Origin of the sequence: Mesorhizobium sp. WSM4989, from assembly GCF_029625795.1 — a bacterium.
Lineage (GTDB): Bacteria > Pseudomonadota > Alphaproteobacteria > Rhizobiales > Rhizobiaceae > Mesorhizobium.
The window spans coordinates 511,457-525,454 of record NZ_JARTVN010000002.1 but is presented as its reverse complement, the minus strand read 5'-3'; the positions used below and the strand labels follow the sequence as shown (position 1 = coordinate 525,454).

General features: G+C 60.8%; 12 protein-coding genes. 3 read left to right on the top strand and 9 right to left on the bottom strand.

Annotation, left to right across the window (positions count from 1 at the left end):
* Positions 1 to 24: 24 nt before the first annotated feature.
* The 3 genes from P9217_RS15235 to P9217_RS15225 form a co-directional block, all read right to left on the bottom strand.
* Complete coding sequence (locus tag P9217_RS15235; RefSeq protein WP_067326319.1) at positions 25 to 1,365, bottom strand: adenylate/guanylate cyclase domain-containing protein; 1,341 nt, start codon at positions 1,363 to 1,365, stop codon at positions 25 to 27.
* Positions 1,366 to 1,632: 267 nt separating this feature from the next.
* Complete coding sequence (locus P9217_RS15230; RefSeq protein WP_095823330.1) at positions 1,633 to 2,976, bottom strand: nucleotide sugar dehydrogenase; 1,344 nt, start codon at positions 2,974 to 2,976, stop codon at positions 1,633 to 1,635.
* Between the two features lie 108 nt (positions 2,977 to 3,084).
* Entirely contained in the window at positions 3,085 to 4,263 is a 1,179-nt protein-coding gene (locus P9217_RS15225; protein ID WP_278087185.1) for a DUF3095 domain-containing protein, read from the bottom strand.
* Between the two features lie 75 nt (positions 4,264 to 4,338).
* Here P9217_RS15225 and P9217_RS15220 point away from each other — a divergent pair, with 75 nt between their 5' ends.
* Positions 4,339 to 5,427, top strand: coding sequence for a glycosyltransferase family 4 protein (locus P9217_RS15220; protein WP_278087184.1), 1,089 nt, complete (start codon positions 4,339 to 4,341; stop codon positions 5,425 to 5,427).
* Positions 5,424 to 6,200, top strand: coding sequence for a polysaccharide deacetylase family protein (locus P9217_RS15215; RefSeq protein ID WP_127323806.1), 777 nt, complete (start codon positions 5,424 to 5,426; stop codon positions 6,198 to 6,200). The genes P9217_RS15220 and P9217_RS15215 overlap by 4 nt, the downstream gene beginning before the upstream one ends.
* 51 nt (positions 6,201 to 6,251) lie before the next feature.
* Here P9217_RS15215 and P9217_RS15210 read toward each other — a convergent pair whose 3' ends face one another.
* From P9217_RS15210 to P9217_RS15195, 4 genes are all read right to left on the bottom strand, one after another.
* Positions 6,252 to 7,097: an MBL fold metallo-hydrolase gene (locus P9217_RS15210; RefSeq protein ID WP_278087183.1), complete on the bottom strand. Its 846-nt coding sequence runs from the start codon at positions 7,095 to 7,097 to the stop codon at positions 6,252 to 6,254.
* Positions 7,098 to 7,133: 36 nt separating this feature from the next.
* Complete coding sequence (locus P9217_RS15205; protein ID WP_067326300.1) at positions 7,134 to 7,580, bottom strand: cyclic nucleotide-binding domain-containing protein; 447 nt, start codon at positions 7,578 to 7,580, stop codon at positions 7,134 to 7,136.
* 102 nt (positions 7,581 to 7,682) lie between these two features.
* Complete coding sequence (locus P9217_RS15200) at positions 7,683 to 10,397, bottom strand: ABC transporter ATP-binding protein (protein WP_278087182.1); 2,715 nt, start codon at positions 10,395 to 10,397, stop codon at positions 7,683 to 7,685.
* A gap of 15 nt (positions 10,398 to 10,412) precedes the next feature.
* Positions 10,413 to 10,766: a hypothetical protein gene (locus P9217_RS15195; protein ID WP_278087181.1), complete on the bottom strand. Its 354-nt coding sequence runs from the start codon at positions 10,764 to 10,766 to the stop codon at positions 10,413 to 10,415.
* Between the two features lie 83 nt (positions 10,767 to 10,849).
* Between P9217_RS15195 and P9217_RS15190 the strand changes: the two genes are divergently transcribed.
* The gene (locus tag P9217_RS15190) at positions 10,850 to 11,521 is read left to right on the top strand and encodes a class I SAM-dependent methyltransferase (RefSeq protein WP_278087400.1); all 672 of its coding nucleotides are present in this window, start codon (positions 10,850 to 10,852) and stop codon (positions 11,519 to 11,521) included.
* Between the two features lie 77 nt (positions 11,522 to 11,598).
* Here the strand turns inward: P9217_RS15190 and P9217_RS15185 are convergent, their stop codons facing one another.
* Complete coding sequence (locus tag P9217_RS15185; RefSeq protein WP_278087180.1) at positions 11,599 to 12,756, bottom strand: glycosyltransferase family protein; 1,158 nt, start codon at positions 12,754 to 12,756, stop codon at positions 11,599 to 11,601.
* The gene (locus P9217_RS15180) at positions 12,753 to 13,997 is read right to left on the bottom strand and encodes a glycosyltransferase family 4 protein (RefSeq protein ID WP_095826628.1); all 1,245 of its coding nucleotides are present in this window, start codon (positions 13,995 to 13,997) and stop codon (positions 12,753 to 12,755) included. The genes P9217_RS15185 and P9217_RS15180 overlap by 4 nt, the downstream gene beginning before the upstream one ends.
* Position 13,998: the final 1 nt, after the last annotated feature.

Below are 13,998 nucleotides of genomic sequence, written 5' to 3'. Positions count from 1 at the left end.
GCCCTTCGGATCAGGTCGTGGCGGTTACTGGAGCTTGCTCGGGTCGCCCGCCGACAGCCGCGCGGCATCGCGGTGAAGCAACATGACCTGCTCGGCGTCCGATCTTCGGTCATAAACCGGCTCCAGCGCACCGTCTTCATCGACTGCGAGAGCACCCGACAGATCGGGTGAGAGCACCGTCAGCTTCTGCTTGATGCCAGCCAGTTCCTCGCTGCCGAGCGTCAGCCAGTTGCTGGCGCCGCAATAGCTGGCGAATTCCTTGCTGGCGAGAATGCTGTGCGGATATTTCTTGGTCAGTACCTGGAGGCGCTGGACCTCGTTTACAGCCGAGCCGAAGACGGAGAATGTGAGCCGGTCGGTAAGCCCGACATTGCCGAACATCACATTGCCGACATGTAGGCCGATACCAAATTTTATGTCGGTTAGCCCCTTTTCCTTTCTGCGCAGATTGAGATCCGTCACGCGCGCTGTGGCGCTGCGCGCTGCCGCAAGAGCAGCCTGGCAGGCGATCTCGGACTGCGAGCGATGCCTTTCGCAAGGGTAAACGGCGATGAAACCATCCCCGATGAAACTCATGATCTGCCCCCCTTTGCGATTGAAAGGTGCAGCAACGGCGTCGAAAAACTGGTTCAGCGTATCGATATAGATTTCACGGCCGGAGGTTTCGGCAAGCCTTGACGACCCGCGCATGTCGCCCATGACCAGCGCGGCCCGGATTGTATCGCCCTCGCCGCGCTTGATCTGACCGTCAAGCACGCGCCTGCCGGCGTCGCCGCCGAGATAAGTGGTCATCATGTTGTCGGCGAGCTTGGTGAGAACCGCCATCTTGGTTGCCATAGCGAGATGGTTCTGGATGCGCAGCAGCGCCGAAATCATGCTGTCGCTGAACCCTGCGGCACTGTCGGTGGACCAGGACCCCATCATGCCCTGACTGGCGTTGCCGTTGAAGGAATGCACGAAAGCCAAATAGTCGGTGACGCCTATAAGCCTGAGATCATCGAAAACAGGAAACTCCGATGGCAGCGACGGGTCGAGCCGGCGTCGCAGGTGGTCGAGCTTGTTGCTGAGCAGATGATAGTATGGGCTGGTCAGGAACCTGTCGGACGGCGCGCCGGGCTCATTGCGGAAGCTTTCGATTTCTAAGCCTCGGCCGCGAACCCAGGTGAAGCCAAGCGCATCATAAAGCGGATGAAGCATCGAAAAGCTCAAATGCACCCGCTTCAACGGCAGGCCGGCAGCAGCCAGCCGTTCGCAAAAGCCTTTTACCAATGTTTCTAGGTCGTTGCCGGCAAGTACCGATTGGTTCAGCCAATCGGCTACCTTATCCATGAGAATGGTGGAAATTTCTGCTTGCGTCGTGCTCATGCTATCTCGAAACTCCTCGAAGACGAGGCATTGTCCTTTGATCCGCCCACAACACAGTCCGCCAACGACCCCAAGAAGAGATCCCCGAAGTCAATGAAGCCAGCTTTGGCAGGAAAAGCCGGCGAAGAACTTCGCAACTGGCTGTCCGTGCGGGCGAGCGACAGGCTAACTGTATCTATTTACTCGCGGCATTATGTGTCGACGCTGCCGGCCGAGTGCAACCACGATCCTGACATCGAGCAAAGAATTCGCCGGCTCAGACCGCCGTCAGGCCTTTACCACCGTCTCTCGGGCTAGCCCGAGGCGGCCGAAAACATTGCGCGTGTCGACGATCAGAAGGGCGTGATCGGCGATCGCCTGATAGTCGATCGCGTCGTGGTCGGTTGCAACGACGACAGCATCGAAATCCTTCAAGGTCCCCTCGCTCAATTCGACAGACCGACGCCCCTTGATCGGCATATGCTCCCGTGTCGCCGGAATTTCTCTGACGTGCGGATCGTGGAATTCGGCCTTGCCGCCCCATTCCTCGATGAGTTCAATGAGCCGCAATGAAGGGCTCTCGCGGATGTCCGGCACATTCTTCTTATAGGCGAGCCCAATGATGAGAATGCGCGAGCGGCTGAGCGCCTTGCCGCAACGCCGGTCCAGCGCCCTGGCCAGTTCATCGACCACATGACGCGGCATAGCCGTGTTGATCTCTGCCGCCAGTTCGATGAAGCGGGTCGGCAGTTCGTATTCGCGCGCCTTCCACGTCAGGTAGAAAGGATCGATGGGGACGCAGTGCCCGCCAAGTCCGGGCCCAGGATAGAACGGCATGTAGCCGAAGGGCTTGCTCTTTGCCGCCTCGATCACCTCCCAGATGTCGATGCCCATCGCACCGAGCACGACCTTCAACTCGTTGACCAGGGCTATGTTGACCGAGCGAAAGATGTTTTCCGTTAGCTTGACCGCCTCGGCGGTCGCGGTGGTGGAAACCGGAACGACGGTCTCGACCACACCCTGGTAGAAATCCTTCACGAGCGCCGCCGCTTCAATGCCGTCGCCTGCCACGACCTTGGGGATCGTCGCGACTTCAAAGCTGCGGTTGCCGGGATCCTCGCGTTCGGGCGAGAAGCCCAGGAAGAAGTCTACCTTCGACTGCAAGCCGGTTTGTTCCAGGATGGGCTTGATCACGTCGTCGGTGGTGCCGGGATAGGTGGTCGATTCCAGCACGACCAGCTGGCCGAGACGCAGATGCTTCGCGATGGTGCCTGCCGTGTTCCTGACAAAGGAGAGGTCTGGCTCGCGGTTTTTCGTCAGCGGCGTCGGAACGCAGATGACGATGACATCGCAGGCGGCCAGTTCGGTAAAATCCGCAGTGGCGCGAAACCGTCCGCTCGCCACCTCGACGGCAAGGGCAGTGGACGTCACCGCCTCGATGTAGGATTGCCCGCTGTTCAGATTCTCGACCTTCTGGGCTTCAATGTCGAAGCCGAAAACCGGGAAGCCGGCGCGTGCTACCGCGACCGCCAGCGGCAATCCGACATAACCCAGTCCGATCACCCCGACTTGCGCGGTGCGCGTCGAAATCCGGTTCAGCAGACTGTCATATGTCGATCGTGAGGCGTCCAAAAATCTGTTTTCCTCAATGTGGACAGACTGCCCGCTTCCACGGCGAGGCTCATGTGGGCCCAACAACCCCGAGGCATATTGCGGAAAATGGATCTCCGCAAGCCGTCGTCAGGCCGACACCTTCGCCTTCAGGCTTGCGGCAGCCATCGCATAACCGCCGGCGGCGCCGTCGATGAAATGAACATGATCGCGCTGCAGCGGCGAGGCGACGAGGCACGTCATCAACGCCGATTGCTGGCGGTGCAGGCCATAGGTGCAAATGCCCGCCTCTTCGGCCTGCTGCAGCCGGTGCTCGATCCGCTGCAACAAATCCGCATCTACATCGATGGTCATCTTCAAGCCGTCATCGAACTTCCGGAAATCCGAATTGCTGGCCACGTCGCGTTTGTAGATCTTCGGATCGAACCTCCCGATTGTCCAGCCATATCGATCGGTCACAGCCGCAAGCGACAACAGGAACACTATCCACAGCTTCGACAACCACCGCCTTCCCGCCGGCGCGACGGCCCGGGCCTCGAGATCGAGGCCGGCGGGCGAAAAACCGTAGGCCGGCCCGTTCACCGGCACCGGATGGCCATCGCGTTCCTGTCGACCGACAAGGGCGATGATGTCGGAAGCCAGAACCTGAAAGCCGCGCACATCGCGCGAGGCCCCCGGAACGGCTATGATCGAGACGATTTCGCCATGCCGGGCTTCGATCGGGCGCCATCGGCAGGAGAGACCGGTCAGATCCGGCCGCGCGTTGGCCGGCGCAGGATCGATCAAGTAGCGCCCCGCTTTCATCTCGGCTTCCGCCCAACTGCCGCCGCCGCCGGCGAACATGGCATAGAACACCGCTTCGGAGGCCCGGAACCTCGCTACCCGAACGTCGAGGCCCTGCGCTCTTATATCCGCTATCGGCACGATTGCGGCACGCAAGGTCAGGGCCAACTCGTCCGCCACCCATCGCTGGACGGCCGCCAGGGCGTTGCGCGTGATCTCCAGCGCCGAACTCGGAAACGCCACGAGCGCGCCGTCGCCGCCGAACACAAAGGGAAGATCTTGCCGACCCAGCGCATTGAGCAGCGCCGAAATGACGCTGGCGCCGGCCATATTCACGGTTTTATAGCGCCCTGCCTCGATCGCCTTGGTCGAGCCGACGATGTCGGCGGTGGCCAGCGCCCAGCCATCGGGAAGCGGCCGATAGTTGTCGATGTCGGCAACGCTTTCGAACTTCGCGAACACCGGCAAGGAAGCGACGAACGGGTCGGACGCTGCGGCTGTTTCCATGAGCATGCAATAGCACATTCCACTGCTTGAAGGTGAAACTCGATCATGCTTCGAAATTGACTTGCGCAGGCTTTCGAATGATAGGCTCCGGCGATGCGAATTGCCTTCTACGCGCCGCTGAAGTCGCCCAATCATGCCGTTGCCTCTGGCGACCGTCAGATGGCACGGATGTTGATCAAGGCGCTTGAGCATGGAGGGCATCGCGTCGATCTGGCATCCGAATTGCGCTTCTATCTACGCGAACCGGAGTCGAAAAGTTTCGATGCGCTCAAGGTCGAAGCCCGAGAGGAAGTCGCGCGGCTGACAGAGCTTTGGCAGCGTGACGGCAAGCCCGACCTCTGGTTCTCCTATCATCTCTATTACAAGGCGCCCGACCTGATCGGGCCCGAGCTGGCGTCGGCCTTTGCCATCCCCTATGTGACCGCGGAAGCCTCCTATTCGAAGCGGCGCAACGTCGGTTTTTGGGCCGATATGCAAGCCTTGGTGGCGCTAGCCGTCGAACAGGCGGCGCTGAACATCTGCTTCACGCAAAGGGATCGTCGGGGACTGACAGACGCTCTTCCAGACGCCGTTTTCGGCATGCTTTCGCCCTTCATCGACACATCGGTATTCCGGGAACTGCCGGCGCGTGGTTGTCCGACGCGTCTCGTTACAGTCGCCATGATGCGACCGGGCGACAAGGTCGATAGCTATCGCATGCTCGCGCAAGCCCTCGCTCCGATCGGCCACCTGCCCTGGACCATGTCGGTCGTCGGAGACGGGCCTGCCCGTGACGAGGTCAAAGCGCAATTCGCCGGCCTTCCCGCCGACCGGATCGAATGGCTTGGCGCGATCGAGCCAGCCGCCGTGCCGGATGTCCTCTACAGTGGAGGGATTTACGTCTGGCCGGGTTGCGGCGAAGCTTATGGCGTTGCCTATCTTGAAGCACAGGCCGCCGGGCTTCCGGTGGTGGCGCAGGACATCGCCGGCGTGCCGGAGGTCGTGCGGGATGGCCAGACCGGATTTCTCACTCCGCCGGGCGATGTGGCGGCGTTCACGTCTGCCATTGAAAGGCTTCTGGTCCGTGGCGACGAAAGAACCGCCATGGCCGGCAACGCCAGACGTTTCATCCTCGAAAAACGCTCTCTCGGTACTGCAGCGGCGCGTCTTTCCGAACTTCTTGCGAAGATCGCGGTTGCATGACATTCGATCAGATCTGGCAGCCCTTGGTGGAAGAACTGGCGTGCTGGCGACGGGCGGACCGCAAGGCGGAGTTCTGGTTGCGCGACGACGACGCTGTGGATCCGACGGCTGCGCTTGATCGGCTGCTGGACCTCACCCGTGCATTCGAGGTTCCGCTCACTCTGGCCGTCATTCCGGCGCTGACCGACGAGAGGCTTGTCGTCCGGCTTGACGAGGCGCCGCATGCCTCCGTCGCCATCCATGGCTGGGCGCACCGAAACTATGCGCCGGAGGACCAGAAAAAGCAGGAACTCGGCGCCCATCGGCCACGCCAGGCGGTGCTCGATGATATGGCTCGCGGGCTGTCGCGCCTAACCGGGCTGCACGGCGCGCGTGCCGTTCCGATGCTGGTGCCACCCTGGAACAGAATCGACGCCGGCTTGGTATCGCAGCTTGGATCGGTAGGATTTGCGGCATTGTCGGTCTTTGGGCCGCCGAAGCCGGCCCCAGTGCCGGTCATCAACAGCAATGTCGACATCATCGATTGGCATGGCACGCGCGGCTGTCGCGATCATGGGCCCTTGGTTCAGGCCATCATTGCGCAATTGCGGCATGCATTCGACGGTGGCGAACCGGTCGGCCTGCTCACCCACCATCTCGTACACGATGAACCGGCCTGGCTTTTTCTCGAACGGCTGTTCACAGTCGCCGCACAGACTGAAGCCTGCGCATGGCTTCCGATCAGGACATTGATCGAGCGTGGCGGCGGTAGAGCAATTCCAGGAAAAGTGTGAGCGGTTTTCCGTCCGGAATGGCGTCAAAACAATAAGATAGAGCAAAATAGCTCAGCGCTTTTTGTGCAATGAGACTGGAAATTTGAGCGTCTGGCCGTCCCGCGCGGCAAAAGCGCCGGCAAACCTGGCTTTGGCCAGTTTTTCGATCTCGTCCAATTGCTCGTCGGTGCGTGTCGGATCGTGGTGGAACAGCCCAAGCCCTCGGGCACCGGCTGCCTCACAGAGTTTGACGCCCTGCTGCCATGTCGAGTGCCCGTTGCCACGGCGGTCTTCCATTTCGTCCTCGGTATAGGTGCAATCGTAGATGACGAGGTCGGCGTCTTCGATCAGGTCGAGCACCGCCTGATCCAGCTTACCCGGCTCGTGCTCAGTGTCTGTGATCACCGCCACGATGCGGCCGCCCCATTCGACGCGGTAGCCTATGCAGCCTCCCGGATGGTTGAGACTGCCGGTCCGGACGACCACTCCTTCGCGCGGCCTTAGAACGTCTCCGGATACGAAATCGCGGCAGTCGATGCTTGCCTTGCAGATGTCGAGCTTGGCCGGAAACCACGGCGGCCGCATGAATTCATCGACCATCTGACGGGTCGTCATGCGTCCTGCAAGATGGCCAGACCAAAGCCTGACCTTGACGCTCCGGTCATAGATCGGTTTGAAGGCTGGCAGCCCGATGATGTGATCGTAATGGCAATGGGTGAAAAACAGCTCGAAATCGGTCACGCCCGAGGCCCGAAACGCTCTGCCGGCAAGCCCTAGGCCAGAGCCGGCATCGAACAGAAGGGTATGCTTGCCGCATCGCATCTCAATGCAGCTCGTGTTGCCGCCATAGCGAGAGAATTCTGGTCCCGATACCGAAATGCTGCCCCGCACGCCCCAAAACCTGACCAGGAAATCCATGCTGCTCCTTCGCCCGTCGTGGCCAAACAACTGCTGCTAGGCGTTTCGTGCGTCGATCAGGTCCGCGGTCGTATGGCTTAGACGATCGGCAAGAACCCGCAATATCTCGATGGTCATCTCTGGGAACTCCTTCATAAGCCTCAGGAAATGATCCTTGCTGATTTTCAAGGCTTCCAGCGGACTTGCCGCTCTGACGGTGGCAGTACGGGAGCTGTTGCACAAGATGGCGATCTCGCCAACGATCGAATTTGGCGCCAGTTCGGCAACTTTTATCGGCCCGCTGTCGGAATCGACCAGAACATCCGCACTGCCTGAAAGGATGACATAGGCGGCGTCTCCCTCGTCGCCCTGCCGGAAAAGGATCTGGCCGGCGCTGTAGCTCACACGATCGGATGTGAACGCAAGCAGCTTGAGCTTTGTCGGTTCGATGCCGGAGAACAAGGGAACGCGTTGCAGCATTCCAACTTCATCCTTGAGCAGCATTGTCGCAAACCTTCTCAAAATTCGCGTTTGCCAGGCGCCGTATCCCGAGGCCTTGCAGCCAATTCCCACCGACAGAACGATCCCATCTCAATGCCCGTTGATCTAAGACAGCAGTTCCTTGAAGATACCCTTCCCTGCCAAAAGTGTCTCGAGCGTTCCGTCTTCCACCAATTTACCCGAGTCGAAGACGATAACGCGGTCGAACATCATCCCCATTGCCGGATTCGTCACGACCCACACAATTGCCGGCGAATGGCCGTCGCACCTGGCTTCGTCGAGCACGTTTCGCAGCACCTTGTCCTGCGCACGCTGGTCGAGCGCCGACAGCGGCCGGTTGAGAATGAGAAAATCGGGACGCTTGAGCAGGGCCCGGGCAACGTCGAGCTTCTGCCGCTGTCCAGCGGTCAGCCGCCTGCCGCCGGCGCCGACGTTGAAGTCCAGGCCAACATCCAGAAGTTCGGCATAAAGCCCCAGTTCGTCGAGAATGTCATAGACGATCGAGCGTATGCGATCCGGCGCGTCGGGATGGTTGTTGCCCACACGCCCGAACAGGACATTATCCATGACGCTGGCCGCGGCAATGTATTTGGCAGGATCATAACGTTCGATCGCATTTTGCAGCTCGGACGGCAGGGTTTCATAGAAACGGTTGCGTGCAGCGACGATCTTGCTCATCAGATCCTCGCTCAGCAGACCGAAGCGGTGCCGGGGCTCGATATAGGCAAAGCTCAGTGTAACGATCATGGCGCGATCGTTCTCCGAAACTGCCTCGTAGGGCCGGTTCTTGAGCCGTTGCAACAAGGTTTCGTAGGCGGGTATCTCTTCGGCGCCCATGAAGGCGAGCTGCTGGAAGAACTGGTGATCGGGCGGCAGGTCGGCAAACAGCTCGATCGCCTGTTCGGCGATCTCCATGCCCATCTCGAAAAGCGTGCGGTCGAGGCCGGCTTGCCTCAGCACAGACGCAAAATAGGGATTGGCCGCTAGTGCCTTGTCGGCCAGTTCGGGGCCGGCGGCGGCGCCGAAGAGCAGGTTTTGGCCGATCGATGCTTCCTTGTTGTAGGCGCCTGGTTCGAAAGGAACCACCAGTCCGCTCAGCCCTTCCTGTTCCAGCCGGGTTCGCAGCGCCGCACGCAGTTCGACGATGCGCCTGGCGAGTTCCGTGTGACGCGTCAGGTCAGCCGAGGAGCGCAAGCCAAGATCCAGAATGTCGCGCGACAGAAGAACCGCGTCGAGCACCCGGCGCACCGCCTCAAAAAGGTCGTGCGGGCCGGTGGCGCCGGCGGAAGCATAGTCGATCCAGTCGCTCCGGATATCGAGGTCCGAATTGCCCGACCGCCGCGCCTCGTGAATGTTCCAGCGCTGCTGGTCTGCCGCAGCACCCTCATAAGGCACCGATGTCAGCGGCGCATGCTTCAACCCGTAGAGCAGGTTATCGCGGAGGCTTGCATGGAACAGGAAAACATCCGACGAGGCGTAGGACATGCGCCGGCCGGTCACCGCTTCGGGAAGTTCAAGCAGGTCGTCGGCGCCCGAAGCGATCTTTCCGCTGTCCGGCCAGTTCAGCCGCGCGAAGGCTTCCGCAAGCGCCTCCGCTCCACCTGTTGCGGTGCTGACCAGCGCCACCGTCTCACCCGGCTTGACCTGGAGCGAGATCCGGTCGAGGAGCATTCCACCGCCATCGTCCGCTATGGACAGATTGATCGCCGACAGCGGGTTGGTCATCGGACCGGGAGCATCGATCGTCAACGCCCCAATTCTCGGCGCGATGAGACCCTCGACGGTGAATTGCTCAACGACCTGCTGGTATTTGACCTGGACATCCTGGCGAGCCTGATCCCAGTCGATCAGTTCCTTCATCGGTCCGGGCAGGTCCTTGTAGGCGCTGATCACGGCCACCAGCTGGCCGACGTCCAGCCGCCCCCGGATGACCAGGTAGCCACCGATCATGTAGAACAGAAAGGGCGTGAGCTGCGCCAGGAAATTGTTGAGGAACTTCACCATGAATTTCCATTGGTAAAGATCGAAGCGGATCTTGAAGATGAGGCCGAGCCGGGCAGCTATGTCGGCGCGCTCGTAGTTTGATGTGTCGTGGACGTGAACCGCGCCGATGCCGTCGACGATTTCGCCGACCCGGCCCGAGAGCGCGCGCGCGGTCAACTGCCGTTCGCGCCCGAGCACGATCAGGCGCCGCCGCATGCGCGGGATGAGGACGATCTGGATCACCACGATCACGACCGCAATCGTTCCGAGCCAGAAGTTTTGCACCATGATGAACAGCATGGCCGTCAGCGCCTGACCGCCGAGCAGCACAGGCTGCAGGAAGGCATCGCCGATGAAGCCACCCAGCGGCTCCACCTCGTCCTTCACCATGGTCGCCACTTCGGCGGATTTCACGCGTTTGAAGTAAATCGGCGGAAACCGCAGCACGCGATCGACCAGATCGAAACGGATACGCCGCAGCATGCGCTCGCCGAGTCGGCCCTTGTATGTGTTGATGTAGAGTTTGAACAGGCCGTTGATGATAACTAGCAAAAGGAAAACAATGCTCAGCGCAAACAGCGTCTCCGTGCGGTCGAGCTGAAAGCCGGAGAAGAACTGCACCTCACCAATGAACGGCAAGTCATAGTGCAGCCTCATGAACGGCTGGGTCGCGCCGGGTTCTCCGAAACCCTTACCTTGGATGGGGCCGTTGACGATCAGCTTCGGCAGATCGAAGGATATGAAATACGGGATCATCGAAAGCACGACGATCATCAATATCCAGACCTGCTGCCTCTTGGTGTGCGTCCAGATATAGCGGGCTAGACTGGGTTCCATCCGACCGTGGACCGTTCAATTGCAAGGCTGCAGGACATAGAAGCACCTGCTGGCTAATGGCGTATCGGCAATTTCTTCGTCGCCAACGACATGCTTCGAGCCACAGTGCACCGTGATTGTCCTACGCTCAACGATGAAAGGACGCTGCGAGGCGGCGCGATCCAGTTCAGGCGCATGGTCGATGACCGCAACACGGGCATTGTTGATTAGCGAAGAAAGCAGCTGGCCAAACGATTGACGGCTGCCGTGGCGTTTTGGCGAACGGCCGCCACAGCTGCGCTGCTGATGCTGGCGCATGAACGCCGATGGTCCGGACTGATGCGACAGCCCCTCTCCGGCACGGGGCAATGGCGAAGCGGCGTGCAGCATGATCAACGTCCGCGAACCAACCAGCCTTGCCGGGGCAAGATTGCGTTGTGTCGCCCGAAATCCCAACCTACAAGACGAGTATGATGGATGTCACGCAACCACGCAATGCGGGCATGGACGGGCACGAACAGGCCTTGGACCTCACGCGGGGAATTGCCGCCTATGTCAACCACCCTCTCGTGGCAGGGCTGGCGCGCGTCATCGCCAAGCATCCGCAGGCCGATATCGCCAACGCCTTCAACCACAAGCAGGTCGCCTGCAAGATGTGGGCGCGCGACAGGCTGTTCGACAGCTGCGGCGGCCGGTTCGGGCGCATATGGGTTTTGGGTGGATGGTACGGCGTATTGCCGGCAATGCTTTTCAACGACGCTCGCTTCGACATCGGGGCGATTGATAGCATCGATATCGATCCCGAAGTCGCGCCGGTCGCCCGGACCCTCAACCGGGATGCCGTTGACCGGTTCCGGGCGCTGACGGCAGATATGTACGCCGTTGACTATGTGGCCGCGCAGCCCGACTTGGTGGTCAATACGAGCTGCGAACACATAGTCGATCTGCGCGCCTGGCTTGCCCTGCTTCCGCGGGGCACGAATGTATTGCTGCAATCCAACGATTATTTCAGCGAGCCGACGCACATCAACTGCGTGGCTTCACTGGCAGCCTTCGAAGCAATGGCGGCGCTACGAGAGGTGCGGTTCGCGGGCGAACTGCCGACCAAAAATTATACGCGCTTCATGCTGATTGGAACTGTTTAACGCATTTCGCTCGAAAGAAGCGTGACGGCTGTCGAATAACGACGTCGCGCGAATCTCACCGGGGCGACGCGCGTTAGCTAGAGTTCCGTTTTCAGGGACCATGTTCGATGTCGCTCGCGCAGGATTTGGGCCGAGCGACGCGCGCCTTCCAGATCGAGACGATGCGCGGACGGCCTCGGTCCAGCAAGCGCCTGTTCGATCGCTCGCGCCAAACCTTCAGGCGTTAGGTCCTTTTCCGTCAGCACCGTTGCAAGACCGAGTTCTTCGAGCATCAGGGCGCGAACCGTCTGTTCGGTTTCCGCGCCCGCCGCAAATGGAACGAGTAGGGAGCGACAACCCGCGCGAAGCACGTCGCAGACCGTGTTGTAACCCGCCTGCGAGACCGAGAGGCGGGCGCCGGTCAGCAGGCTGGCGAAATCCTCGCGGAACCGGAAGACGGACAGGCCCGGCGTGGCATCGCGTGCGATCGCGTCGAAATCGCCTTTCGGCAGGTTGGGACCGGTGATCAAACACCATTTCCAAGCGCCGTTGGCATTCCGCGCCGCTGCGACAGTGGCACTGACGAGGCTCTTTCCGGCAGCCCCGCCGCCAACCGACACCAGAACGTCGAAGCGCTCGGAGACCGCGGGCGGTGGCGGCGCGGCAACGAGCCCAGTGTAGGCAACCTTGGCCCTGATCGCCCCAGCCAGTGGAAAGGTCTTGTCGATGGTCGCGAAAGCCGGATCGCCGTGGACCATGACAAGGTCGAAATGCCTGTTGATGAGATCGACCGTTTCCTCGTTTCGGCCCGGCTTGACGCGCTCCTGAAGGATATCACGGACGGACGTCGCCAGCAGCGGTCTGGGTGATGTCGCGTCGATGGCCTCGATCAGCGGCAGGAGTTCGAAACGCATCTGCCGGCGTCCAAATGGAAACGCCTCGACAATGACGATATCGGGCCCGCAATCCCGATAGGCCTGCAACAGCATCTCCGAACGCCATCTCCTGAAAGCATCGTCGATGGGTTTGCCCTGCAGGTCGACAAGTCCGGAAAATCCTTCATCGCCGGAGGTGACGGGAGGCAGAGATACAGATTTGACGCCCGATCCTGGAAACCCCGCGATCGGCGCGCCGCCCGTCACCACGGTTACGTCAAACCCGTCATCGACCAGAGCCGCCGCAATGCGGCTGGCGCGCGCAAGATGGCCGATACCCAGGAGGTGCTGGACATAGAAGAAGGCGCGCAGTCGCTTCATTCGGCGGCCCGCCACTCCCGCTCGAACAGTTCCTTGAGCTGCCCAATGCTTGTCAGATGATCGAAATTGGCGCGCACGCGCCACTCTGCAGCGTCACCGAGGCGGGCGCGCAGCACGGGATCACGGATAAGGCGCTCCAGCGCCTGTGCCAGGGCAATTGGGTTTTCTGTCGGGACCAGCAGCCCGGTTTCATCCGCAGATAAAAGCTCCGGCACGCCGGAAATATCGGTCGACACGCAGGCAAGCCGCTGGCTGGCCGCCTCAACCAGAACGTTCGGCAGACCGTCCCGGTCGCCGTTTGCGGTGATCCTGCAGGCCAGGGCGAAGATGTCGGCGCGGCGGTAGTGCTCAAGCACCTCCTCCTGAGCAAGCGCGCCTCTCCAAGAGACGCGACCATCCAGGCCGAGCTTTTGCGCCAGCGCCTTGAGCCGTTCCAGTTCCTCGCCGCCGCCGATATGCTCGAAACGCCACGCCAAATCACCAGGCAGGAGGGCAAGAGCCTCCAGCAAGGTATCGTAACCTTTCTTTTCAACGGCGCGCCCGACACTCAGAACGATAACCGGTTCGTCCGGTGCCGAGCCGTCATGCTGTTTCCGCGCCTCGCGGAAGCTGCCGAAGCGATCAAGGTCGAGCCCATGATAGCTCAGATGCAAAGACGAGTTGCCGTTAGCGAGTTTTTTCAGACGGTCGAAGCCGGTTTTCGTGCAAGTGACCGTCCAGCGGGCCGAGGAAAGCTTGCCGGCGAGATCCCAGTCAGGCGAAGTCCAGATGTCCTTGGCATGGGCCGAGCAGCTCCAGGGCAGACCGCGAAGCTGGCTGGCATAGCGTGTCACCGATGCCGGTGTGTGCGCGAAATGCGCATGCAGCCAGCCCACATCTTCCGGCCATTCGGCCGCCAACACGAGCGCTTGCCCGAAGCGGCGTACGCGATTGCGCGTAAAGTCGCGAGGGATGTCGGCAGCCAGCGATCCGAACGCGCGCCAGAAGCCTGGCCGCAGCAGACAAGCAAACAGCGAGCGAGCCACCCGCATCGGTTCTTCATGCAGATATTCCGGCAGATAATGGACGGGCGCTTTGATCTCGTTATGCACCGGATGGCGTTTTGTGTCGGTCGGCCGTCTCAGCGCGACGAGTATCAGGTCGAACCCCGCTCGCTCCAACCCGAGCAGTTCCTGCGCGATGAAGGTTTCCGACAGCCGCGGATAACCCTTCAGAACCACGACGATCTTGCGATGTTGCAAC

Coding starts and splice junctions, on each gene's coding strand:
- P9217_RS15225 (WP_278087185.1), bottom strand. CDS start 4,263: ATGTGCTATTGCATGCTCATGGAAACAGCCGCAGCGTCCGACCCGTTC.
- P9217_RS15195 (WP_278087181.1), bottom strand. CDS start 10,766: ATGCTGCACGCCGCTTCGCCATTGCCCCGTGCCGGAGAGGGGCTGTCG.
- P9217_RS15200 (WP_278087182.1), bottom strand. CDS start 10,397: ATGGAACCCAGTCTAGCCCGCTATATCTGGACGCACACCAAGAGGCAG.
- P9217_RS15220 (WP_278087184.1), top strand. CDS start 4,339: ATGCGAATTGCCTTCTACGCGCCGCTGAAGTCGCCCAATCATGCCGTT.
- P9217_RS15205 (WP_067326300.1), bottom strand. CDS start 7,580: ATGCTGCTCAAGGATGAAGTTGGAATGCTGCAACGCGTTCCCTTGTTC.
- P9217_RS15235 (WP_067326319.1), bottom strand. CDS start 1,365: ATGAGCACGACGCAAGCAGAAATTTCCACCATTCTCATGGATAAGGTA.
- P9217_RS15190 (WP_278087400.1), top strand. CDS start 10,850: ATGGATGTCACGCAACCACGCAATGCGGGCATGGACGGGCACGAACAG.
- P9217_RS15210 (WP_278087183.1), bottom strand. CDS start 7,097: ATGGATTTCCTGGTCAGGTTTTGGGGCGTGCGGGGCAGCATTTCGGTA.
- P9217_RS15185 (WP_278087180.1), bottom strand. CDS start 12,756: ATGAAGCGACTGCGCGCCTTCTTCTATGTCCAGCACCTCCTGGGTATC.
- P9217_RS15215 (WP_127323806.1), top strand. CDS start 5,424: ATGACATTCGATCAGATCTGGCAGCCCTTGGTGGAAGAACTGGCGTGC.